The organism is Achromobacter sp. UMC46 (genome assembly GCF_014170335.1).
GTDB lineage: Bacteria > Pseudomonadota > Gammaproteobacteria > Burkholderiales > Burkholderiaceae_B > Achromobacter.
On record NZ_LZZS01000037.1, the window covers coordinates 1 to 23,087 of the forward strand.

General features: G+C 63.1%; 19 protein-coding genes and 1 pseudogene. 19 read left to right on the forward strand and 1 reads right to left on the reverse strand.

Features of this window, described 5'->3' with window-relative positions; translation table 11 throughout:
- The coding region (locus A9973_RS27015; protein WP_183014007.1) for an IS3 family transposase at positions 1–215 on the forward strand (215 nt) is incomplete at its 5' end.
- 77 nt (positions 216–292) lie between these two features.
- Here A9973_RS27015 and A9973_RS27020 read toward each other — a convergent pair.
- Positions 293–3,187 carry a valine--tRNA ligase gene (locus A9973_RS27020; protein WP_183016707.1) on the reverse strand — a complete coding sequence of 965 codons (2,895 nt, stop codon included), beginning with the start codon at positions 3,185–3,187 and terminating at the stop codon, positions 293–295.
- Positions 3,188–3,591: 404 nt separating this feature from the next.
- Here A9973_RS27020 and ndk point away from each other — a divergent pair, with 404 nt between their 5' ends.
- From ndk to dnaG, 18 genes and pseudogenes are all read left to right on the forward strand, one after another.
- On the forward strand, positions 3,592–4,017 hold the full coding sequence (ndk, locus tag A9973_RS27025) for a nucleoside-diphosphate kinase (RefSeq protein ID WP_054427443.1): 426 nt from the start codon (positions 3,592–3,594) through the stop codon (positions 4,015–4,017).
- A 44-nt stretch (positions 4,018–4,061) separates the two neighbouring features.
- On the forward strand, positions 4,062–5,216 hold the full coding sequence (gene rlmN, locus A9973_RS27030; protein ID WP_046803686.1) for a 23S rRNA (adenine(2503)-C(2))-methyltransferase RlmN: 1,155 nt from the start codon (positions 4,062–4,064) through the stop codon (positions 5,214–5,216).
- On the forward strand, positions 5,213–5,707 hold the full coding sequence (locus A9973_RS27035; RefSeq protein ID WP_183016708.1) for a helix-turn-helix transcriptional regulator: 495 nt from the start codon (positions 5,213–5,215) through the stop codon (positions 5,705–5,707). The genes rlmN and A9973_RS27035 overlap by 4 nt, the downstream gene beginning before the upstream one ends.
- Positions 5,708–5,720: 13 nt before the next feature.
- Complete coding sequence (gene ispG, locus A9973_RS27040) at positions 5,721–7,007, forward strand: flavodoxin-dependent (E)-4-hydroxy-3-methylbut-2-enyl-diphosphate synthase (RefSeq protein ID WP_183016709.1); 1,287 nt, start codon at positions 5,721–5,723, stop codon at positions 7,005–7,007.
- A 55-nt stretch (positions 7,008–7,062) separates the two neighbouring features.
- Positions 7,063–8,349, forward strand: a complete 1,287-nt coding sequence (gene hisS / locus A9973_RS27045) for a histidine--tRNA ligase (RefSeq protein WP_183016744.1) — start codon at positions 7,063–7,065, stop codon at positions 8,347–8,349.
- A 3-nt stretch (positions 8,350–8,352) separates the two neighbouring features.
- Positions 8,353–8,991 (forward strand): tetratricopeptide repeat protein, encoded by a 639-nt coding sequence (locus tag A9973_RS27050; protein ID WP_183016710.1) that lies wholly within the window; start codon positions 8,353–8,355, stop codon positions 8,989–8,991.
- 5 nt (positions 8,992–8,996) lie between these two features.
- Complete coding sequence (gene bamB, locus A9973_RS27055) at positions 8,997–10,154, forward strand: outer membrane protein assembly factor BamB (RefSeq protein WP_183016711.1); 1,158 nt, start codon at positions 8,997–8,999, stop codon at positions 10,152–10,154.
- Positions 10,155–10,179: 25 nt separating this feature from the next.
- Complete coding sequence (der, locus tag A9973_RS27060; RefSeq protein ID WP_183016712.1) at positions 10,180–11,532, forward strand: ribosome biogenesis GTPase Der; 1,353 nt, start codon at positions 10,180–10,182, stop codon at positions 11,530–11,532.
- A gap of 3 nt (positions 11,533–11,535) precedes the next feature.
- Positions 11,536–12,609 carry a histidinol-phosphate transaminase gene (gene hisC / locus A9973_RS27065; RefSeq protein WP_183016713.1) on the forward strand — a complete coding sequence of 358 codons (1,074 nt, stop codon included), beginning with the start codon at positions 11,536–11,538 and terminating at the stop codon, positions 12,607–12,609.
- A gap of 158 nt (positions 12,610–12,767) precedes the next feature.
- Positions 12,768–13,004 carry an RNA chaperone Hfq gene (hfq, locus tag A9973_RS27070; RefSeq protein ID WP_006218585.1) on the forward strand — a complete coding sequence of 79 codons (237 nt, stop codon included), beginning with the start codon at positions 12,768–12,770 and terminating at the stop codon, positions 13,002–13,004.
- A gap of 81 nt (positions 13,005–13,085) precedes the next feature.
- Positions 13,086–14,195, forward strand: a pseudogene (gene hflX / locus A9973_RS27075) (GTPase HflX); the annotation flags it as partial.
- Positions 14,161–15,465 carry an FtsH protease activity modulator HflK gene (gene hflK, locus A9973_RS27080; protein WP_183016715.1) on the forward strand — a complete coding sequence of 435 codons (1,305 nt, stop codon included), beginning with the start codon at positions 14,161–14,163 and terminating at the stop codon, positions 15,463–15,465. The pseudogene hflX and the gene hflK, both read left to right, overlap by 35 nt.
- Positions 15,466–15,483: 18 nt before the next feature.
- Positions 15,484–16,386 (forward strand): protease modulator HflC, encoded by a 903-nt coding sequence (gene hflC, locus A9973_RS27085; RefSeq protein ID WP_105559771.1) that lies wholly within the window; start codon positions 15,484–15,486, stop codon positions 16,384–16,386.
- 264 nt (positions 16,387–16,650) lie between these two features.
- Positions 16,651–17,808: an ATP phosphoribosyltransferase regulatory subunit gene (locus A9973_RS27090; RefSeq protein WP_183016716.1), complete on the forward strand. Its 1,158-nt coding sequence runs from the start codon at positions 16,651–16,653 to the stop codon at positions 17,806–17,808.
- Positions 17,809–17,884: 76 nt separating this feature from the next.
- Complete coding sequence (locus A9973_RS27095; RefSeq protein WP_006218590.1) at positions 17,885–19,180, forward strand: adenylosuccinate synthase; 1,296 nt, start codon at positions 17,885–17,887, stop codon at positions 19,178–19,180.
- A gap of 83 nt (positions 19,181–19,263) precedes the next feature.
- Positions 19,264–19,806 carry a phosphoribosyltransferase gene (locus A9973_RS27100; RefSeq protein ID WP_183016717.1) on the forward strand — a complete coding sequence of 181 codons (543 nt, stop codon included), beginning with the start codon at positions 19,264–19,266 and terminating at the stop codon, positions 19,804–19,806.
- Between the two features lie 443 nt (positions 19,807–20,249).
- Positions 20,250–20,462, forward strand: a complete 213-nt coding sequence (gene rpsU / locus A9973_RS27105) for a 30S ribosomal protein S21 (RefSeq protein WP_006218592.1) — start codon at positions 20,250–20,252, stop codon at positions 20,460–20,462.
- Between the two features lie 19 nt (positions 20,463–20,481).
- Entirely contained in the window at positions 20,482–22,539 is a 2,058-nt protein-coding gene (gene dnaG, locus A9973_RS27110; protein WP_183016718.1) for a DNA primase, read from the forward strand.
- The last annotated feature ends 548 nt before the right edge of the window (positions 22,540–23,087 follow it).

Below are 23,087 nucleotides of genomic sequence, written 5' to 3' on the forward strand. Positions count from 1 at the left end.
TGTCACGCAAGGGAAACTGCTTGGACAATGCCGCCATGGAGAGCTTCTTCGGGACGTTGAAGGCCGAGTTCTTCCACCTGAACCGCTTCGAGAGCATCGACCAGTTGCAGGTGGGCATCAGGCAGTACATCCGTTACTACAATCACGACCGCATCAAGCTCAAGCTAAAAGGCCTGAGCCCGGTGCAATACCGAGCTCAGGCCTTCGGGCTTTAGCTTCTGACCGTCCAACTTCTGGGGGTCAGTTCAAACCAGTTCCGGGGTTTCTTGTTTCAGCAGGGCTGGGCAGCCGTTCAGTCGCCCAGCTTGGCGCGCTGTTCGCGCACCTTCTGCAGGGTTTCGCCGAACTGCGCCATGCGCGCCTTTTCCTGCTCGACGACCGCCGCCGGGGCGCGTTCGACGAAGCTGGCGTTCGACAGCTTGCCGTTGGCCTTGGCGATCTCGCCTTCCAGGCGCGCGATCTCCTTGTCCAGGCGAATGCGCTCGGCCGCCACATCGATCTCGACGTGCAGCATCAGACGGCTGGCGCCCACCACCTGGACCGGCGCGCCGGCGTCCGGCAAGACGTCCAGCACGTCGACCTGACTCAGCTTGGCCAGCGCGGCCAGGTACGGCGCGTTGCGCTTGAGCGTGGGCGCATCGCCCTGGGCGCACAGCGGCACCTTCAGGGCGGGCGACAGGTTCATTTCGCCGCGCAGCGCGCGCACCGCTTCCACCTGGGCCTTGAGCTCGGCCACGTCGGCCTCGGCCGCGACATCCACCGCGTCCGGGTTGGCTTGCGGGTAGGGCTGGACGCTGACGCTGTCGGCCACGCCTTCCTTGCGCTTGCCCGCCACGACGGACACCTTCTGCCAGAGCTCTTCAGTGATGAACGGAATGACCGGGTGGGCCAGGCGCAGCACGCATTCCAGCACGCGGATCAGCGTGCGGCGCGTGCCCAGCTGCTGGGCGGGCGTGCCGGTCTGGATTTGCACCTTGGCCAGTTCCAGGTACCAATCGCAGTACTCGTCCCACACGTAGCGGTACAGCGCATTGGCGATGTTGTCGAAACGGTAGTCGGCGAACCCGCGCGCCACATCGGCTTCCAGCGTCTGCATCTGGCTGATGATCCAGCGGTCGACGAACGAGGTCTCGCCGGCGTCTGGGCCAGTCAGGTCATGGCCTTCGGTGTTCATCAGCACGAAGCGCGTGGCGTTCCACAGCTTGTTGCAGAAGTTGCGGTAGCCCTCGCAGCGCTTCAGGTCAAAGTTGATGTTGCGGCCCAGCGTGGCGTAGGCGGCCATCGTGAAGCGAAGCGCGTCGGTGCCGAACGCGGGGATGCCGTCCGGATACTGGCGGCGCGTGGCCTTTTCGATGGCGCCGGCCTGCTTGGGGTTCATCAGGCCATAGGTGCGCTTCGCGACGAGGCCGTCCAGGTCGATGCCGTCGATCAGGTCGACGGGGTCCAACGTGTTGCCCTTGGACTTGCTCATCTTCTGGCCGTCGGCGTCGCGGATCAGGCCGTGCACGTAGACGTGCTTGAACGGGATCTGGCCGGTCATGTGCGTGGTCAGCATGACCATGCGGGCGACCCAGAAGAAGATGATGTCGAAGCCTGTGACCAGCACGCTGGAGGGCAGGTAGCGTTGCAGGTCCGGCGTGTTTTCCGGCCAGCCCAGCGTGGTGAAGGGCACGAGGCCCGACGAGAACCAGGTGTCCAGCACGTCTGGATCGCGCTTGAGCTCGCCCGTGACGCCCGCGGCGCGGGCCTGTTCGATGGCGCCCGCTTCGTCGTGCGCGACGAAGATCTGGCCGTCTTCCGAATACCAGGCCGGGATCTGGTGGCCCCACCACAGCTGGCGCGAGATGCACCAGTCCTGGATGTTGTTCAGCCACTGGTTGTAGATGGTGGTCCAGTTGTCCGGATAGAACTTGATGCGGCCGTCGGCCACCACTTCCAGCGCGACTTCGGTGATGCTCTTGCCCGGATTCAGGGTGCCTTCCGGGGCCGGCTTGCTCATCGCCACAAACCACTGGTCCGTCAGCATGGGCTCCAGCACGACGCCGGTGCGGTCGCCCTTGGGTTGCATCATCTTGTGCGGTTCGATCTTGACCAGATAGCCTTCGGCATCCAGTTGGGCGACAACGGCCTTGCGGGCTTCGTAGCGCTCCAGGCCCTGGAACTGCTTGGGGCCGTTTTCGTTGATGTGCGCGTCCAGCGTGAAGATCACGATCAGGGGCAGATCGTGGCGCATCGCGCAGGCGTAGTCGTTGAAGTCGTGCGCGCCGGTGATCTTCACGCAGCCCGTGCCGAAAGCGGGGTCGACGAAATCATCCGCGATGATGGGGATGTTGCGGTCGCACAGCGGCAGCTCGACTTCCTTGCCGATCAGGTGCTGATAGCGCGGATCTTCGGGGTGCACGCACAGCGCGCCGTCGGCCAGCATCGTTTCCGGGCGGGTCGTGGCGATGGTCATGCCGCGCAAGGTGACGGTCTGGCCGTCCTTGTCGACGATGGTCTGCGGGCCGTCGACGAAGGGGTAGAGAATGTGCCACATGTGGCCATCGGTCTCTTCGGACTGCACTTCCAGGTCGGACACGGCGGTCAGCAGCTTCGGGTCCCAATTGACCAGGCGCTTGCCGCGGTAGATCAGTCCCTGTTTATGCAGGCGTACGAAGGTCTCCACCACGCCGCGCGACATGCGGTCGTCCATGGTGAAGTATTCACGGGGCCAGTCGGCCGACGCGCCCAGGCGGCGCACCTGCTCGGTGATGGCATTGCCCGACTTTTCCTTCCATTCCCAGACTTTTTCCACGAATTTCTCGCGGCCGAGGTCGTGGCGGGAAACCTTCTGGGCGTCCAGCTGTCTCTCAACAACGATCTGGGTGGCGATCCCGGCGTGGTCGGTGCCGGGGATGAACACGGTGTCGTCGCCCGCCATGCGGCGGTAGCGCACCAGGCCGTCCATGATGGTCTGGTTGAACGCGTGGCCCATGTGTAGGGTGCCCGTCACGTTGGGCGGCGGGAACTGGATCACATACGGCTGGCTTTCCGTCCCCGTTTTTACGTGCTGGCCCGCCGCGAAGTAGCCGCGCTTGTCCCACTCGGCGTACCAGCGGGATTCCAGTTCGGAAGGTTCGAAGCTCTTGGAGAGTTCCGGGATGTCGCTCGCGGGATTCGCGGCGTTCGGGGGAGCGGCTTGAGTCATTACAGGGTTCCGGCAAACAGGGCGCCCGGCGTAGGGATACGGGCAGCAAACCGCTCATTTTAAGATGTAATGCGGTCTTCTCAGCGTGTTAGAATACCGGGTTACTGTAAACCTTTTAGAAGTCCCTGAATTCATTAAGGATTCCTTCGGAAATGCGCACGGAAAAGTCCGCGTTTCAGAAATCCGAAGCAGAATTGAGGGCGGTCCGATCGGTAGGCAGTGTCGAATCCCTGCCTTGGCCATGTGGTTCAGGACGGCCCGGAGCGTTCAGTAGAACTGTTCAAACAATCCGGACCGCCTGTGCGCCAATCGCGCGATGACACTTCAAGGGTGACACCGACAAGTGCAGAGCCACGCCAGGCAATTCATCAGAAACCAGTCAGAAATCAGCTTTCGGAGTTCCTATGTCCATCCAACGCACCCTCTCGATCATCAAGCCCGACGCCGTCGCCAAGAACGTCATCGGCCAGATCGTCGGCCGCTTCGAGCAAGCCGGCCTGAAGGTCATCGCCGCCCGCCTGGCCCAGCTGTCGCGCGCCGACGCCGAGCGCTTCTACGCCGTGCACTCGGAACGCCCCTTCTTCAAGGACCTGGTTGATTTCATGATCTCGGGCCCGGTCTTCGTGCAAGTGCTGGAAGGCGAAGAAGCCATCCTGAAGAACCGCGACCTGATGGGCGCCACCGACCCGAAGAAGGCTGCCCCCGGCACCATCCGCGCCGACTTCGCCGACAGCATCGACGCCAACGCCGTCCACGGCTCCGACGCTCCGGAAACGGCTGCCGTCGAAATCGCTTTCTTCTTCCCCGAAATCAACATCCACAGCCGTTGATTTTCCCGGAAGCACTGTTTTAGTTTTTTAGCGTTACCCAGGTCATGGAATCCGTCGAACGAATCAATTTGCTGGGGCTGGATGGCTCCGCCCTGTCCGAACTTGTCGGGCAGTGGGGCGGTAAGCCTTTTCGCGCCCGTCAGCTGCAGCGCTGGATGCACCAGCGCGGCGCCGATTCGTTCGACGCCATGACCGACCTGGCCCGCGAATTCCGCAGCCAGCTCGCGTCGAATTGCCGCATCGAAGCCTTGCCCGTCAATATCGAGCAACGCTCGACCGACGGCACGCGCAAGTGGCTGTTTGATGTGGGGCAGGGCAATGCCATCGAAACCGTCTTCATCCCCGAAGACGACCGCGGCACCCTGTGCATTTCCAGCCAGGCCGGCTGCGTGGTGAATTGCCGCTTTTGCTCGACCGGGCACCAGGGCTTCAACCGCAACCTGAAAACCAGCGAAATCATTGGCCAGCTGTGGTGGGCCAAGCGGGTGCTGGAAGCCGACATCGGCACCGCCCGCCTGGAAAGCGCCAAAGCCACCGAAGACACGCGCGTCATCAGCAACGTGGTGATGATGGGCATGGGCGAACCCCTGCTCAACTACGACCAGGTTCTGCCGGCGCTGCGCCTGATGCTGGACGACAACGCCTACGGCTTGTCCCGCCGCCGCGTCACGGTGTCCACGTCGGGCGTCGTCCCCATGATGGACCGCCTGTCGCAGGACTGTCCGGTGGCGCTGGCCGTCTCGCTGCATGCGCCGAACGACGCGCTGCGCGACGAGCTGGTGCCGCTGAACAAGAAGTACCCGCTGAAAGAGTTGCTGGCGGCTTGCGAACGCTATCTGGCGTTTGCCCCGCGCGACTTCATCACGTTTGAATATTGCATGCTGGACGGCATCAACGATACCGACCAGCACGCCAAGGAACTGATCCAAATTGCACGCCAGCTGCGCTGCAAGCTCAATCTGATTCCGTTCAACCCCTTCCCCGAGTCGGGCCTGAAACGCTCCAACTCAGCACGCGTCAAGGTGTTCGCGCAGCGTCTGATGGACGCGGGCATCATCACGACCGTGCGCAAGACCCGGGGTGACGACATCGATGCAGCTTGTGGTCAACTGGCCGGAGAAGTGCGGGACCGCACTCGGATTACCGAGCGCAACGCCGCACAGCGCCAGACCATACCAATTAAACAGGTGCATGCATGACGCAGGATTTCGCTTCTGCAGTTTCTGAAACGCCCGCCAGCGCTGCGGGCAACGTGGGCTCGGCATTGCGGTCGCTGCGCCAGTCCAAAGGCTGGTCGCTCGACGAAGTGTCCAGCCGCATCAAGTTTTCCACGAAGCAGATCGAAGCCCTTGAAAACGAAGCGTGGGCGGACTTGCCCACGGGCGTTTCCCTGCGCGGCCTGGTCCGCAACTATGCGCGCCTGCTGGGCGCGGATTCGCAAGCCATCGTCGATTCGCTGGATCCTAAGGCCCGCGTCACCGGTCCGGTGAAGCTGAGCCCGGGCGCCCTGCATTCGGCGCATTCCATCCCCCAGTCCAGCGCCGACGACGACCGTTCGTCGTCAACCTCCTGGGGCTGGCTCATCGCCATTGTGCTGGTGCTCGTCGCCGGCGTGGCGTATGCCTTCTGGCAAGGCTGGTTGCCGCAGCATTGGCTGCCGTTCGACTGGCTGCAGAAGCCGACCAAGTAACCCGGTTCCACCGATGCAAGATTCCTCTCTGCCTTGCCAGGATGCGCCGCCTCCCTCCGTGGGGGCAGCGATGCGCCGCGCCACGCGTTCGGTGGCGGTGAAGTGGGGCGACCGTGTCGTGATGGTGGGCGGCGACGCCCCGGTCGTGGTGCAGTCCATGACCAACACCGACACCGCGGACGCCATCGCCACGGCGATCCAGGTCAAAGAGCTGGCGTTGGCCGGCTCCGAGCTGGTCCGCATCACGGTGAATACGCCCGAGGCGGCCCGCGAAGTGGTCGCCATCCGCGAACAGCTCGACCGCATGGGCATGAACGTGCCGCTGGTGGGCGATTTCCACTACAACGGGCACAAGCTGCTGACGCAGTTCCCCGAGTGCGCGCAGGCGCTGTCCAAGTACCGGATCAACCCCGGCAACATGGGCGGCGGCAAGCGGCGCGATGATAATTTCGCGCAAATGATCGACGTGGCGTGCCGCTACGACAAGCCGGTGCGCATCGGCGTGAACTGGGGCAGCCTGGACCACGAACTGATGGCGCGCAAGATGGACGAAAACAGCCGCCGCGCGCAGCCCTGGGAAGCTCAGGCCGTGATGCGCGACGCGCTGGTCGTGTCGGCCATCACCAACGCGCAGCGCGCTGAAGAACTCGGCTTGCGCCGCGACGCCATCATCCTGTCTTGCAAGGTCAGCCATGTGCAGGACCTGATCACGGTCTACCGCGACCTGTCCGCCCGTTGCGACTATCCCCTGCACCTGGGCCTGACCGAAGCCGGCATGGGCAGCAAGGGCATCGTGGCATCCACCGCGGCGCTGGCGGTGCTGCTGCAGCAGGGCATCGGCGACACCATCCGTATCTCGCTCACGCCGGAACCCGGCGGCGACCGCAGCCGCGAAGCCATCGTGGCGCAGGAAATCCTGCAGACGATGGGCCTGCGCGCGTTCACGCCGATGGTGGTGGCGTGCCCCGGTTGCGGCCGCACCAGCAGCACGTTCTTCCAGGAGCTTGCTGATAGCATCCAGTCCTACCTGCGCCGCCAGATGCCGGTCTGGAAAGCACAGTACCCGGGCGTCGAAAGCATGAACGTCGCGGTCATGGGCTGTGTGGTCAATGGGCCGGGCGAAAGCCGTCATGCCGATATCGGAATCAGTCTGCCGGGAACGGGCGAAGTGCCCGCGGCGCCGGTATTCGTGGACGGCGAGCGCACGGTTACGCTCAAAGGCGACCACATCGCCGAAGAGTTCCAGGCCATCGTCGAAGACTACGTGGCGCGCCGTTATGGTGCGCTCGCCTCTCATTAAAAGAAAGGGTGTAGCCGCGGGCGCGCCAGCAGGCGCGTGACGCGGCATGATCAAGATGACTCAAGCTTTCCAGAAAGTGGCCGCCATACGCGGCATGAATGACGTGTTGCCCGGGCCGAGCGCCCGCTGGGAACAGTTCGAGGAAATCGTGCGCGGCTGGCTGCGCGGCTATGGCTACCGCAATGTGCGCACGCCCGTGCTTGAGCATACGCGCCTGTTCACGCGCGGCATCGGTGAAGTGACCGACATCGTCGAAAAAGAGATGTACACCTTCACCGACGCGTTGAACGGCGAATCGCTGACGATGCGTCCCGAAATGACGGCCGGCATCGTGCGCGCCTCCATTGAGCACAACATGCTCTATGACCGTCCGCAGCGCGTCTACTCGATCGGTCCCGTGTTCCGCCACGAGCGCCCGCAACGCGGCCGTTATCGCCAATTCCATCAGATCGACGTCGAAGCCCTGGGCTTTGCCGGCCCCGACGTGGACGCCGAGCTGATCGTCATGCTGGCCCGCCTGTGGAAGCTGCTGGGGCTGAAGGACGTGCGCCTGGAACTGAACTCGCTGGGCCAGCCCGCCGAGCGCGCCGCGCACCGCGCCGCCCTGATCGAGCACCTGGAAAAGCACCGCGACATCCTGGACGAAGACGGCCAGCGCCGCCTCTACACCAACCCGCTGCGCGTGCTGGACACCAAGAACCCCGCCATGCAGGAAATGGCCGACAGCGCGCCGCGCCTGTTCGATTTCCTGGGCGAGGAATCTCGCGCGCACTTCGACGGCGTGTGCCAGCGCCTGACGGACGCCGGCATCGAATACAGCCTGAATCCGCGCCTGGTGCGCGGCCTTGACTACTACAACCTGACGGTGTTCGAGTGGGTCACCGACCGCCTGGGCTCCCAGGGCACGGTCTGCGGCGGTGGTCGCTACGACGGCCTGGTCGAACTGCTGGGTGGCAAGCACGCGCCCGCGGTCGGCTTCGCGATCGGCATGGAGCGCCTGCTGGACTTGTGGGAACAGAGCGTGCAGCTGGACGCGCCGGCCGAATGCGACGTCTATGTCGTGCACCAGGGCGAAGAGGCCCAGCGCCTGGCCGCCCGGGTCGGCGAAGACCTGCGCGACGCCGGCCTGTCGGTGATCGTCCATGCCGGTTCCGCGGGTTTCAAGTCCCAATTCAAGCGCGCTGATGCCAGCGGCGCCAAGGTTGCGGTTATTCTTGGCGCCGATGAAGTCGCGTCGCAGACCGCCAGCGTCAAATATTTGCGCGCGGATGCCCAGGGCGACGCCGCTCAGCAGCAGGTCCCGCTGACGGACCTGGCTGCGGTACTGAACAACAAGGGTTAAGGCATGGCATACGATCTCGAAGAACAGGAAAAACTGGACGCAATCAAGGCGTGGTGGGCCCGTTACGGCACGCTGATCGTCACGCTGTTTGCCGTCGTGGCGCTGGCCTGGGGCGGCTGGTGGGGCTGGAAGGCCTATGAATCGCACCGCGCCAATCAGGCCATGGGCTACTTCGAAGCGCTGGAAGACGCGGCCCGCCTGGGCGGCGCCGATTCCGCGGTGCGCATCAAGACGGCTGCCGCCACGCTGCGCGAACAGTACCCGGCCACCGGCTACGCCGCGCGCGGTGCGCTGGTCGCGGCGCAGGCGCTGCAAGCCCAGAAGGACGAAGCCGGCGCCCGCGAGCAGCTGGAATGGCTGGCCGCGCAAGGCAAGAACCCGTCCATGCAATCGGTGGCGCGCCTGCGCCTGGCCGGCATGCTGCTGGATCAGAAGCAATACGACGCTGCGCTTGCGCAATTGAACAACCCGCCGGCCGCCTTCGCCGCCTTGTACGCGGACCGCCGTGGCGATATCCTCGCTGCGCAAGGCAAGCGCGACGAGGCGCGTGCGGCATGGCAAAGCGCCATTGATGGCCTGGGCACGGCAAATCCGATGACCCAGGTTGTGCAGTTGAAATTGGATGCCTTGAGCGGAGCGTGACTGTAATGCGTAAATTTGCACCTGGTCGTACGTGGCGTGGCGCCGTTTGCCTGGCAAGCTTGCTTGCGCTGGGCGGATGCGGCTTGTTTTCCCACGATGACGGCCGTTACGATCCCGCCCCGCTGACCGAGTACAAGGCTGGCATGTCCGTGCATCAGGTCTGGTCGACGTCGATCGGCAGCGGTTCCGGCCTGGGCTTCGCGCCCACGGTGCTGGGCAGCGCCGTCTACGCCGCCACGCCGGATGGTTCGGTGGGCAAGTTCGACCTGCAAAGCGGCCGTCCCCTCTGGAAGGCCAAGACCGACGGCAAGCTGTCGGCCGGTGCCGGCAGCGACGGCACCACCACCGCGGTCGCCTCGCCCGATGGCGACGTGATCGCCTTCGACGACAATGGCAAGGTGAAGTGGAAGGTCCGCGCCACCAGCGACGTCACGATCCCGCCCGTGGTGGGCTATGGCATCGTTGTCGTGCGCAGCGGCGACTACCGCATCCAGGCGTTCGACGCCAACAGCGGCGAACGCGTCTGGAACGTGCAGCGTCCGGGTCCGTCGCTGGCATTGCGCAGCGTGTCGCAGATGGTGCTGGCCGAAGGCTTGGTCATCACCGGTCTGCCGGGCGGCAAGCTGATGGCCATCGCCTCCGACAGCGGCAACGTGCAGTGGGAAGGCACCGTGGCCACACCGAAGGGCGCAAGCGACCTCGAGCGCCTGACCGACGTCGTCGGCGTTCCGCGCATCGCGGGAAATCTCCTTTGCGCCGTCGCCTATCAAGGGCGTATCGTCTGCTTTGACGTCACTGCGGGCGGCCGCCCGTTGTGGGCCAAGGACTTCTCCAGCGTCAGCGGCGTGACGCTGGACGAGCGTTTCGCCTATTCGGCGGACCAGAACAGCGTCGTCAGCGCGTTTGCGCTGGATAGCGGCGGCAATGTCTGGAAGCAGGCGGCGCTGAAGAACCGCCAAGTCACCGCACCGGCTATGCTGGGGGGTGCGCTCGCAGTAGGCGACCTGGAAGGCTACTTGCACTTCCTGTCGCGTAGTGACGGCAGCCTGATGGCGCGGCTGTCCGTGGGTGGAGGCGCCGTCGTTTCGCCGCCGCAAACCACCCCCCAAGGTGTGCTGGTCCAGACGGGCAATGGCAATCTCGTCATGATCGGCGCCAACTAAAACCTATAGAACAAAGCCTTACACCGTGTCTTTCAAGCCTGTCGTTGCCCTGGTCGGTCGCCCCAATGTGGGGAAGTCGACCCTTTTCAACCGCCTGACGCGATCGCGTGCCGCATTGGTGGCCGATTTTTCCGGCCTGACCCGCGATCGCCATTACGGTGAGGGCAGGGTAGGCGAGATCCCGTTCATCGCTATCGATACCGGCGGTTTCGAGCCCGTCGCCAAGGACGGCATCCTGCTGGAGATGGCCCGCCAGACCCGGCAGGCCATCGCCGAAGCGGACGTGGTGGTGTTCCTGGTGGACGCCCGCGCCGGCCTCAACGCGCACGATCACGAAATCGCCCAATTGCTGCGCAAATCCGGCCAGCAGCGCGTGCTGCTGGCGGTGAACAAGGCGGAAGGCATGGGCCTGGGCCCGGCCATCTCCGAGTTCCACGAACTGGGGTTGGGCCAGCCTTATCCGATTTCGGCGGCGCACGGCGATGGCATCGTCGACCTGATCGAACTGGCGCTGAAAGACCTGGCCGAACCGCCTGCCGAAGAAGAGGTCGTCGAGGACGGCGAGCACGACCACCGCATCAAGCTGGCGATCGTGGGCCGCCCGAACGTCGGCAAGTCGACGCTCATCAACACGTTGATGGGTGAAGAGCGCGTGATTGCGTTCGACTTGCCCGGCACCACGCGCGACGCCATCGAAATCGATTTCGACCGCGATGGCCGCCGCTACACGCTGATCGACACCGCCGGCCTGCGCAAGCGCGGCAAGGTGTTCGAAGCTGTCGAGAAGTTTTCCGTCATCAAGACGCTGCAGGCCATCGAGGCCAGCAACGTCGTGCTGCTGATGCTGGATGCGCACACCGAGATTTCCGAGCAGGACGCCCACATCGCGGGCTTCGTGCTGGAAACCGGCCGCGCCGTCGTGGTTGCCATCAACAAGTGGGACGGCCTGGACGGCGAGGCAAAGGAACGCATCGAACGCGAATTCCAGCGCAAGCTGCGTTTCCTGTCGTTTGCCCGCATGCACACCATTTCGGCGTTGCGCGGGCAGGGCATCAAGCCGCTCTTGAAGTCCATCAATATGGCCCACGCCGCAGCGTTCGCCAAGTTGTCCACGCCCAAGCTGACCCGTGAACTGCAAGCCGCCATCGAGCAGCAGCAGCCGCCGCGCAAGGGCATCTTCCGTCCCAAGATGCGTTATGCGCACCAGGGCGGGCAAAACCCGCCGCTGGTCGTCATCCACGGCAACGCGCTGGACGCCATCCCGGATTCGTACCGCCGCTATCTGGAGACGCGTTTCCGCAACGCGTTCGATCTTGCCGGCACGCCGTTGCGCATCGAGTTCAAGTCTTCGCACAACCCCTACGCGCAGGAAAGTTGATCCATGAGCCGTTTCTGGAGTCCCGTGGTCGGGACGCTCAGTCCCTATGTCCCGGGCGAGCAGCCCAAGCTTCAGAACCTGATCAAGCTGAACACCAACGAGCACCCCTACGGGCCGTCGCCCAAGGTGCTCGACGCCATACGGGCGGCCTGCGACGACACGCTCAAGCTATACCCAGACCCGTCCTCGGACCGCCTTCGCCAGACGATCGCCAGCACGCTGGGCGTGCAGCCGGGCCAGGTGTTCGTGGGCAACGGTTCGGACGAGGTGCTGGCGCACGTCTTCCTGGCCTTGCTCAAGCATGAGCGTCCGCTGCGCTTCCCGGACATCACTTACAGCTTCTACCCCGTCTATTGCGGCCTGTACGGCATCGAATACGAAACCGTGCCGCTGACGGCAGACTTCCGCATCGACGTGGAAGACTACCTGCCTCGGGCAGACGTCCAGGCGGGCGCCATCATTTTCCCGAATCCCAATGCGCCCACCGGCCGCGCGCTGAGTCTGGCCGAGGTCGAGCGCATCGTCGCCGGTAACCCCGACGCGGTCGTGGTGGTCGACGAAGCCTACGTTGACTTCGGCGGGGAATCGGCGGTGGGGCTGGTTGCGCGCTACGACAACCTGCTCGTCGTGCAGACGCTGTCCAAGTCGCGTTCGCTGGCGGGGCTGCGTGTCGGCTTCGCTGTCGGCAGCGCCGCGCTCATCGACGGGCTGGACCGCGTAAAGAACAGTTTCAACTCCTACCCCATCGATCGCCTGGCATCGGCCGGCGCAGTGGCGGCATTGGAAGATACAGAGTACTTTGAGAAGACTCGCCACGCCGTGATCGAAACCCGGTCGCGGATGACGGCGGGCCTGGAGTCGCTGGGTTTCGAAGTGCTGCCGTCGGCCGCGAATTTCGTGTTCGCGCGGCACCCCTCCAAAGACGCTTCGGGTCTGGCCGCCGCTTTGCGCGAGCGCAGCATCATCGTGCGTCATTTCCGTCATGCGCGCATCGATCAGTTTCTCCGCATTACCGTGGGCACGGACGAGCAGGTAGACCTGCTTCTGAAGGGGCTCGCGGAGGTCCTGCAAGCGTGACGGTCAGGGGCTTTTCAGCTTGAAAACTCTGGTGTCACTTTTGCTTCCTGGCCAAGTAGCACGGGCCGGGAAAACCCTGTAGAGTACGTATTTCGGTGTGCTCCACCAGTACAAAAAAGCACATCATCACTCAATAACAAACAAATGGAGCCTGGCCAATGAGCAATAAAGGGCAAACTCTGCAAGATCCGTTCCTGAACACGCTGCGCAAGGATCATGTGCCCGTGTCGATCTACTTGGTGAACGGTATCAAGCTTCAAGGGCAAATCGAATCTTTTGATCAGTACGTGGTGCTGTTGCGCAACACGGTTACGCAAATGGTCTACAAGCATGCCATTTCCACCGTTGTTCCCGCCCGTGCCGTGAATTTCCAGGTGGAAGTCCCTGCTGAGTAATCTCGCTCCAGCTGTACCTTTTTTTGCCCGCCAGACGGATGACGTCGGCGGGCATTTTCGCTTTGGCTCCAATATGGTGCATGTATGCGCGCTCTGATTATCAGCGTGGATCTGGGTGATCCGGACTTCACGGCCCACGCCGAAGAATTTGCCATGCTGGCCAAGGGCGCGGGCGCGGAAGTCGTCGGCACCCTGACCGCACGGCGCGACCGGCCCGACGCCAAGTTCTTCATCGGCTCCGGCAAGGCAGACGAAGGCGTCGCGATGGCGCAAGCCTTGCTGGCCGATATCGTCCTGTTCGATCAGCCCTTGTCGCCTGCTCAGCAGCGCAACCTGGAGCGCGTCTTCAACTTGCGCGTGGTGGACCGCGTCGCGCTCATCCTGGACATCTTCGCGCTGCGCGCGAAGAGCCACGAGGGCAAGTTGCAGGTCGAGCTGGCGCAGTTGCAGCATCTGTCCACGCGCCTGACGCGCATGTGGAGCCACTTGGAGCGTCAGCGCGGTGGTATCGGGATGCGCGGCCCCGGTGAATCCCAGCTTGAAATGGACCGCCGCATGATCGGCGCCAAGGTCAAGACGCTGCGCGAGCGCCTGGATCGCGTTGAGCGCCAGCGTGTGACGCAGCGCCGCGCGCGCGCCCGCGGCGGTGTGCTGTCGGTTTCGCTCGTGGGTTACACCAACGCCGGCAAGTCCACGTTATTCAACGCGCTGACGCGCGCGGACACCTACGCCGCCGACCAGCTCTTCGCCACCCTGGACACGACCACCCGCCGCATCTGGATCGAAGGTTCGGGGAACGTTGTGATATCGGACACGGTCGGATTCATTCGCGACCTGCCTCACGACCTGATCGCCGCGTTCCGGGCGACCCTGGAAGAGACGGTGCATGCGGATCTGTTGCTGCATGTGGTTGATGCAGCCAGTCCGCAGCGTGACGAGCAGATTTTCGAAGTCAACAAAGTCCTCGCTGAAATCGGTGCCTCCGCCGTCCCCACCATCCTGGTATACAACAAGATTGACCAGGCTGGATTGGAACCCCGGGCGGAGCGCGATGCACATGGTACGATTGCGCGAGTATTTGTAAGCGCCTCCGAGCGCGCCGGTCTGGATGCGTTGCGCGGGGCAATTGCGGAGACCGGACAGATTGTGGGAAACAATGCCGCGAATTATCAAACTCTTCAATCTGAATGACCCCGGTTGGGGTCGTGGGAACAACAATGGCTCCGAGCCGCCGCCGAAGCGGCCTCAAGGCAATGGAGACGGCCCTCCCGACCTGGACGAGGTCTGGCGCGATTTCAATAATCGCATCGGATCCCTGTTCGGTCGCAAGGGCGGTGGCGGTGGCAACAACCGCCCCGGCAACCGTGGCGGCATGACCCCGCCTTCGCCTCGTGGCGCGCGCATCGGCCTGGGCGTCATCGCTCTGGTCGCTGTGGGCATCTGGGCGGCCAGCGGCTTCTACATCGTGCAGGAAGGCCAGGTCGCGGTCGTGACCCAGTTCGGCAAATACAAGAGCACGTCGCAGGCCGGTTTCCAATGGCGCCTGCCGTACCCGATTCAAAGCCAGGAAATCGTCAACGTGTCGCAGCTGCGCACGTTCGAAGTCGGTTTCCGCGGCGGTTCGCGCAACAAGGTGCTGCCTGAAGCGCTGATGCTCACGACGGACGAGAACATCGTCGATATGCAGTTCGTCGTCCAGTATCGTCTGCGGGCCGACGGCGCGCCGGACTATCTCTTCATGACGCGCGATCCGGACGAATCCGTCCGCCAGGCCTCTGAAACGGCCATGCGCGAAGTTGTGGGCAAGCAATCGATGGACTTCGTGCTGTACGAAGGCCGTACGATGGTCGCCACGCAAGTGCAGGCGCTGATGCAACAGATCCTGGACCGCTACCAGAGCGGCGTCCAGGTCAGCACGGTCGCCATCCAGAACGTGCAGCCGCCCGAGCAGGTGCAAGCCGCCTTCGACGACGCCGTCAAGGCAGGTCAAGACCGCGAGCGCCAGATCAACGAAGGCCAGGCCTACGCCAACCAGGTCGTGCCGCTGGCCAGTGGCCAGGCTTCGCGCATGACTGAACAGGCCGAAGGCTACAAGGCCAAGGTCGTGGGCGACGCGCAAGGTAATACGTCGCGCTTCACCAGCATCCTGGGTGAATACGAGAAGGCGCCGCAAGTCATGCGCCAGCGCATGTACCTGGAAAGCATGCAGGACATCTTCACGCGCGCCAGCAAGGTCATGGTCGACACCAAGAGCAACAACAACATGTTGTACCTGCCCTTGGACAAGATCATGCATCTGGCCGCTCAAGACGGCAGCAAGTCCACTGTCGGCAACCCGGGTTCGCCTGCGTTGATCAGTCCGCCGGTCCAGCCGCCGTTGCGTAGCGGTGCGGTTCCGGTGCCTCAGTCTTCCGGCAGCAGCAATAGCAACACGCTGCCCCGCGACCGTACGTCGCGCTAACCCGGAGGAGTCCTGATCATGCAACGTTTTATGCCCATCCTGGTCGGCCTGCTCATCGTGCTGGCCGCCCTGTCTTCCTGCGTCTTCGTCGTGCGCGAGCGCGACTACGCCCTGGTGTTCTCGCTGGGTGAAGTACGCAAGACCATCAGTGAACCCGGCCTGTACTTCAAGGCCCCGCCGCCGTTCCAGAACGTCGTGACGCTCGACAAGCGCGTTCTGACCATCGAAACCAACGAAGCCGAACGCATCCAGACTTCTGAAAAGAAGAACCTGCTGATCGATTCCTACGTCAAGTGGCGTATTGCGGATCCCCGTCAATACTACGTCTCGACGGGCGGCAACGAGCGCGTGGCGCAAGAGCGCCTGCAAGCGCTGATCCGCGACGCGCTGAACGCATCGGTCAACGTGCGCACGGTGCGCGACGTGGTGTCGACCGAACGCGACAAGATCATGGCCGAGATCCTGACGAACGTGGCCAAGCGCGCCGAGCCCCTGGGCGTGCAGATCGTCGACGTGCGTCTGCGCCGAATCGAGTTCGCGCCGGAAATTTCGGAATCGGTGTATCGCCGCATGGAGGCGGAGCGTACACGCGTCGCCAACGAGCTGCGTTCCATCGGTGCCGCCGAAGGCGAGAAGATCCGCGCCGAGGCCGACCGCCAACGCGAAGTGATCGTGGCCCAGGCCTATGCCAAGGCCCAAGGCATCATGGGTGAAGGCGATGCCGCGGCTGCTTCGATCTACGCGCAGGCCTACGGCAAGAACCCGCAGTTCTACACGTACTACAAGAGCCTGGAAGCCTACCGCGCTTCGTTCTCGAAGCCGGGCGACGTGCTGGTGGTCGACCCCAGCTCCAGTTTCTTCCAGTTCATGAAGGACCCGGCTGGCGCAGCGCTGGCGCCGGTCACCGTGCCGGCCAAGTAAGGCGGCGCGCGTAGCGGAACAGAAAGCCCCTTGGAAATCCAAGGGGCTTTTTACTGGCGCGGCGTCCGGCGGAACGGGGTGCCGCAGCAATGGGGGACAGCTTCGTTCGCCGGTAATCCCGGCTGGCGCTGCCCGCTGACTCATGTACAATACCCCGTAAGCTAGAAAACATTCCGCAGCGGCTGAGCGGGCTTACGCCCCCTCAGCCGCTTTTTCGTTTGGGCGACGCCCACGCATCACTTGGCGTTCTTCAGGTAAACATTCATGGGTAACTGGTTGCTGCCCGAGAGCCTTGCCGACGTACTTCCGGCAGAGGCCCGGCGCATCGAGGAACTGCGCCGCGAACTTCTCGATCTGTACCGTACTTACGGCTTCGAGCTGGTCGCGCCGCCCCTGGTCGAATACATCGATTCATTGCTGTCCGGCACCGGTAGCGATCTGGATCTGCGCACTTGCAAGCTGGTCGACCAGTTGACCGGACGCACGCTGGGCGTGCGGGCGGACATGACTCCTCAGGTCACGCGCATTGATGCGCACTTGTTGAACCGCGCCGGCGTGACCCGCCTGTGCTATTGCGGCAACGTGCTGCACGCCCGCCCGGCGGACTTGCTGTCCAGCCGCGAGCTGTTGCAGATCGGCGCCGAGATCTACGGTCATGCCGGTTTCGAAGCCGATCTGGAAATCATCCAGCTCGTGCTGGAAACGGTGGCGATCGCCGGGGTGCGCAACCCCCGTCTGGACTTGTGCCATTCGGGCGTGGTTCGCGCCATCCTGGAGTCGGACCCGGCTGCCATGGCGGTGTCGCAGGAAATCATCCGCTTGCTGCGCGAGAAAGACGTGCCGGGCCTGGGTGAGCTGGCCCAGCGCGCGCCGGGCATGCGGGACGAGACGCTGAAGGCGTTGCAGTTGCTGCCGAACCTGTATGGCGGCCCGGAAGTGCTGAAGGCGGCGCGTCGCGATCTGCCTTTGCTGCCGGGTGTCGCCGTTGCGCTGGATGCCTTGCAGGTGGTGGTGGATGCGATGCCGAATGTCGCGTTCAGTGTCGATCTGGCCGATGTGGGGGGCTATGGCTACCACTCCGGCGTGAAGTTCGCGCTGTATGCGGAAGGCTGGCATGACGCGCTGGTCAGCGGTGGCCGCTATGACGACGTCAGTCGGGCCTTTGGCCGGGCGCGTCCGGCTACCGGCTTCAGTCTGGATTTACGCAAACTGGCGGCAGGTTTGCCGCCAGCGGAACGGGCGCGTGCGGTTCGCGCGCCTTGGGGGCAGGCCCCCGCTCTGACCGAGGCGGTTCGCCGCCTGCGCCGGTCAGGGGAGATTGTCGTTCAGGTATTGCCCGGTCACGAGCAGGATCAGGACGAATTCGTTTGCGATCGCGAGCTGGCGCTGCAAGATGGCGCCTGGACGGTCAGAACGCTGTGACTAACTCCCTCTTGGAAACAAGAGGGCCGCGGGGAGATTTCCGGATTTCCCGAGAAACTCGATATTGATTCGTAACATGAGCAAGAACGTAGTCGTAATCGGCACTCAATGGGGTGACGAGGGCAAAGGCAAGATCGTCGATTGGCTGGCGGAATCCGTCCAAGGCGTGGTCCGCTTCCAAGGCGGTCACAATGCCGGCCATACGCTGTGGATCAACGGCAAGAAGACAATTCTTCGCCTGATCCCGTCCGGCATCATGCATCCCGGCGTCACCTGCTTTATCGGCAACGGCGTTGTGCTGTCCCCGGAAGCCCTGCTCAAGGAAATCGAAGAGCTGGAGGCGGCTGGCCTGGATGTGCGCTCGCGCCTGCAGATTTCCGAAATCTGCCCGCTGATCCTGCCGTACCACGTGGCCATCGACAAGGCGCGCGAAGCGCGCAAGGGCGAAGGCAAGATCGGTACGACCGGTCGTGGCATCGGCCCGGCCTACGAGGATAAGGTTGCCCGCCGCGCGTTGCGCGTGCAGGACCTGTTCAATCCTTCGCTGTTCGACGAGAAGCTCGCCGAAGTGCTGGATTACCACAACTTCGTGCTGACCAAGTACCTGGGCGCCGAAGCGGTTTCCGCCAACGAAGTGCGTGATCAGGCCATGGCCCTGGCTCCCGCCATCGCACCGATGGTCAAGGACGTGTCCAGCAACCTGTACGCCATGCAGCAAGAAGGCAAGCGCATCCTGTTCGAAGGCGCGCAGGGCGCATTGCTGGATGTGGACCATGGCACGTACCCGTTCGTCACCAGCAGCAATTGCGTGGCTGGTGCGGCGTCGGCTGGCGCTGGCGTGGGTCCGCAGCAGCTGGACTACGTCCTGGGCATCACCAAGGCCTACACGACCCGCGTCGGTTCGGGCCCGTTCCCGACTGAGCTGGTCGACGAGATCGGTACCCGCCTGGCCACGATCGGCAAGGAATTCGGTTCGGTCACCGGCCGTCCGCGTCGTTGCGGCTGGTTCGATGGCGCCGCGCTGAAGCGCTCGGTTCGTCTGAACGGCATTTCCGGCCTTTGCATCACCAAGCTGGACGTGCTGGACGGCCTGGAAACCATCCAGTTGGGCGTCGGTTACCGCGTCAACGGTGAATTCCGCGACGTGCTGCCGTATGGCGCCCACGCCGTTGCCCAAGCGCAACCGGTGCTGGAAGAGCTGCCGGGCTGGTCGGAATCCACCGTCGGCATCACCGAGTACGACAAGCTGCCCGAGGCGGCCCGTCGCTACCTGGAGCGCGTTGCCGAAGTCTGCGGCGTGCCGATCGACCTCGTGTCGACCGGTCCCGACCGCAATGAAACCATTGTCCTGCGTCATCCCCTGAAGGGCTGACATCGGGTTAATATTCCAAAGGCCGCCGCCGGTCTCATACCGGCGGCGGCCTTTTCGTATCTTTAAGCAGGAGATGCTTGCCTATGAGCACGCCGACCAATGATGACAGCCATCTGTGGGTGACGTGGGACGATTACAACCGCTTGATCGAACGCCTTACCTTGCAGGTGCATCAATCGGGATGGAAGTTCGACAAGATTCTTTGTCTGGCGCGCGGCGGTATGCGCGTCGGTGACGTAATGTCCCGTATTTTCGATGTGCCGCTGGGTATCCTGGCCACGAGCAGCTACCGCGAGGCGGCCGGCACGAAGCAAGGCGACATGGATATCGCCCAGTTCATCACCATCACGCGCGGCACGTTGTCCGGGCGGGTGTTGCTGGTGGACGACATGGTCGATACCGGCAAGACCTTCAGCAAGGTCTATGACCACCTGAAGAGCCAGTTCGCCGATATCACCGAACTGCGCAGCGCCGTGCTGTGGTGGAAGGGGCATTCCCAGGCGACGCCCGACTACTACGTCGACAAGCTGCCGACGAACCCCTGGATCCACCAGCCGTTCGAAGACTACGACAGCCTGCGCCCGCATCAACTCGAAGCCTGGATCCGCAAGGGTTTCAAGAGCTGAATCCGGTTGCCGGTCAGGGGAGGGGCGCAGGGCGGCTTCCTGGCGCCAAGTGTCCCTCCTAGTAGTCAAGATGGTCATGACCATGCTAGAATCGCTGGTTATCGCTAAACCGAACTTGGCTTGTTACTCTTTGGGTAGTCTTTGGGTAACGGAAACAGCCAGCGGAAATCCGGGTAGTGGATAAGAAATGGAAAAACAGAAGGGCCCGCGCATCGCGCGTGCCAGCCTGCTTTTCTAGCTCTGGTCCTAGTTCCGGGTTGCGCTCCAAGGTTCCTCGTTTCCGCGGTACTTTCCTTTGTGTTGTGGTTGCGTGCCTGGTCTGCCAGCGCATGCCCATGGGGCGAAGGGATGTTTTCGCGGACCTGGACCCGCGGCAGCGTTGCTGGTAAGCAAGCCAGGTTTGTCATCAACTTTTGTTACCCTACAAGCAGGCCAATCACTTTATGCCTATCGTTCGACTGAAGGAAAACGAACCGTTTGAAGCCGCTCTGCGCCGCTTCAAGCGCACCATCGAAAAGACCGGTTTGCTCACCGAGCTGCGTTCGCGCGAGTTCTATGAGAAGCCCACGGCAGAGCGCAAGCGCAAGCATGCCGCCGCTGTGAAGCGTCACTACAAGCGCATCCGTAGCCAACAACTGCCCCCGCGCCTGTATTGATTTTTGATTCCCGAATCTATTGATTCCAGAATCATTCATCCAGGATCTACTCGCCCGAGTCGACGTTGTCGACGTAGTCGGGCGATACGTGCAGTTGCGAAAGGGTGGGGCCAACTTGCTTGGCCTGTGCCCCTTTCATAACGAAAAAAGTCCGTCGTTCACTGTCAGCCCCACCAAGCAGTTCTACCACTGCTTCGGCTGTGGAGCACATGGCAGCGCCATCACTTTCCTGATGGAACACACGGGCACCAGTTTCCCCGAAGCCGTGCGTACGCTCGCGGCTTCGGCGGGAATGACGGTCCCCGAAGAAAATCGCAGTCCACGCCAGCAGCAGGAATCCGCGCGCCGTAAAGCCGAGGAATCCCGCCATACGCAGGTGCTGGATGCCGCTCAAGCACACTATCTGAAGCAGTTGCGCGCATCGCCCGCGGCGATCCGCTATCTGAAGCAGCGCGGCCTGACCGGCGAAATCGCGGCGCATTTCGGTTTGGGGTGGTCGGGTACCGACCGCCACGGCCTGTCGCAGGTTTTTCCCAATTATGACGACCCCACGCTGGTGGAGTCGGGGCTTGTCATCGAGTCCGAAGACGGCCGTCGCTATGACCGTTTCCGCGAGCGCGTCATGTTTCCCATCCGCAACGTGCGGGGAAGCCTGATCGGGTTCGGCGGACGCATCATTGGCAAAGGCGAGCCCAAGTACCTGAATTCCCCCGAAACTCCCCTGTTCTCGAAGGGCCACGAGCTCTACGGACTGTGGGAGGCGCGCCAGTCCATCCGCCAGGAAGGTCAGGTGATCGTGGTCGAAGGCTATATGGACGTCGTCGGCCTGGCGCAGCAAGGCATCGCCAACGCGGTGGCCACGCTGGGCACGGCCACCACGCCCGACCACGTGAAGAAGCTGCTGCGCACCAGCGACAAGGTGATTTTCAGTTTTGACGGCGACGGGGCCGGCCGGCGCGCCGCCTGGCGTGCGTTGCAGGCTTGCCTGCCGGTGCTGCGGGACGATATTGCGATCCGTTTCCTGTTCCTGCCGACCGAGCACGACCCGGATTCCTATGTGCGCGAATTGGGCGCCGAAGCCTTCCGCGCCTGTCTGGCCGATGCGGTGGCGCTGTCGCGCTTCCTGCTGGACGAACTGGCATCGCGGCACAACATGAACGAGGCCGAAGGGCGCGCCAGTTGCCTGCATGAAGCCAAGCCGTTGCTGGCGTCGATTCCCGAGTGCGCGCTGCGTGTGCAGATCGAGCGGGAAATGGCCAAGCTGGTGCAGTTGACCCCTGAAGAAATGGCGCAGATCCTGGCGCAACAGCCTGCCAAGCCCTTTGCGCCTGCAGCGGCGCCCAAGGCGGCAGGCGAAGCGGCCGGGTCCGCTGGGCCGGATCATGACGGCGGCCACCCGGATACGGGCTATGACTTTGCCGGGCACGATTTTCACGACATTCCTGCCGAAGAGCCCGATTTCGCCGACTACGGCCAATTTCCGTCGCAAGGCGGCGGGGAGTTCTCGGGCGGTGGCGGCCAGCGCGCTGGCGGCAAGCCGGAATGGAAGGGCAAGAGCGACTGGAAAGCCAAGGGCGACTGGAAGGGCGGCGGCAAAGGCAACTGGAAGGGGCGCCGCGACAACGATGTCGGGGGCTTCGAAGGCCGCCGCACGATGCCCTCATTGGCCAAGCGCTTGCTTGGGTTGTTGCTGGCGCATCCCGAACTGGTGGACTCCATGGGAGACCAGCAGCTTGAAGTCATCGACCATGGCCCCCATCTAGGATTGGTAAGGGACTTGATCATGCTGGCGCAATCCAGCGGCGCGCGCCATGTGGGCGCCTTGCTGGAAGCTGCCGAGCCTGATTCGGACCTGGCGACGGTATTGAAGGGTTTGCGAGCAGACATCTTGTCGCAGGAAGACCTTCCCGACCCGCAGACCGAGTGGGATGATGCGTTGCGGCGCATCGAATTCGACTCGGCCAAGCTGGAAATGGCCAAGTTGGCGGCCGCCGGATTGGCCTCGGACGACGCGCGCAAGCGCTATCTGGAGCTTTCGAGCCGCATGGTCACGTTGAAAGGTGCCGGGATACGCTAAATGCGCTAAAATCAAAGGTTGTCCGCTTGCCGAGGGGCGCTTTGCGGGCCAGTATGCCCCATTGATGCGTTTTCAGTTGATTGTTGCTTAATTCTTCCTGAATATGCTGATAGTCCTGGCGCGAAGTAGGGTAATGCAGGGCGGACGTGAAGGGTAGCGAAGTGGGTCGGACAGCCGATTGTGGAATCTATTCCTGCGGCCTGAATCTAACCCAGTATCAGCGGTGATGTTTGAAAACGCAATGTGTTGGAAGACGCTTTGCGGTTGAAGATTTTTGAAGATGTGTAGTGCCATTTGACCCGCAGAAATTATCAGGTCCGCGCGTCAAAATTGTTACATAGTTAATTAATATAGCTGATAGCTGAGCGGTGAATCAGGCAGTTCAACGGCGTGTCGTTTCGCGTAGCGTGAGTGGTCTGGGTGCTGTGTCTACATAAGCTGCTAGGGGCAAGTCTCCATAAGCAAGCAAAGCCTATTTATAGGCAGGCAGCCCCCCCAAACGCCCGAAATCCGCTGCGGAATGAGGTCATGCACGTCAGGCGCCCCAA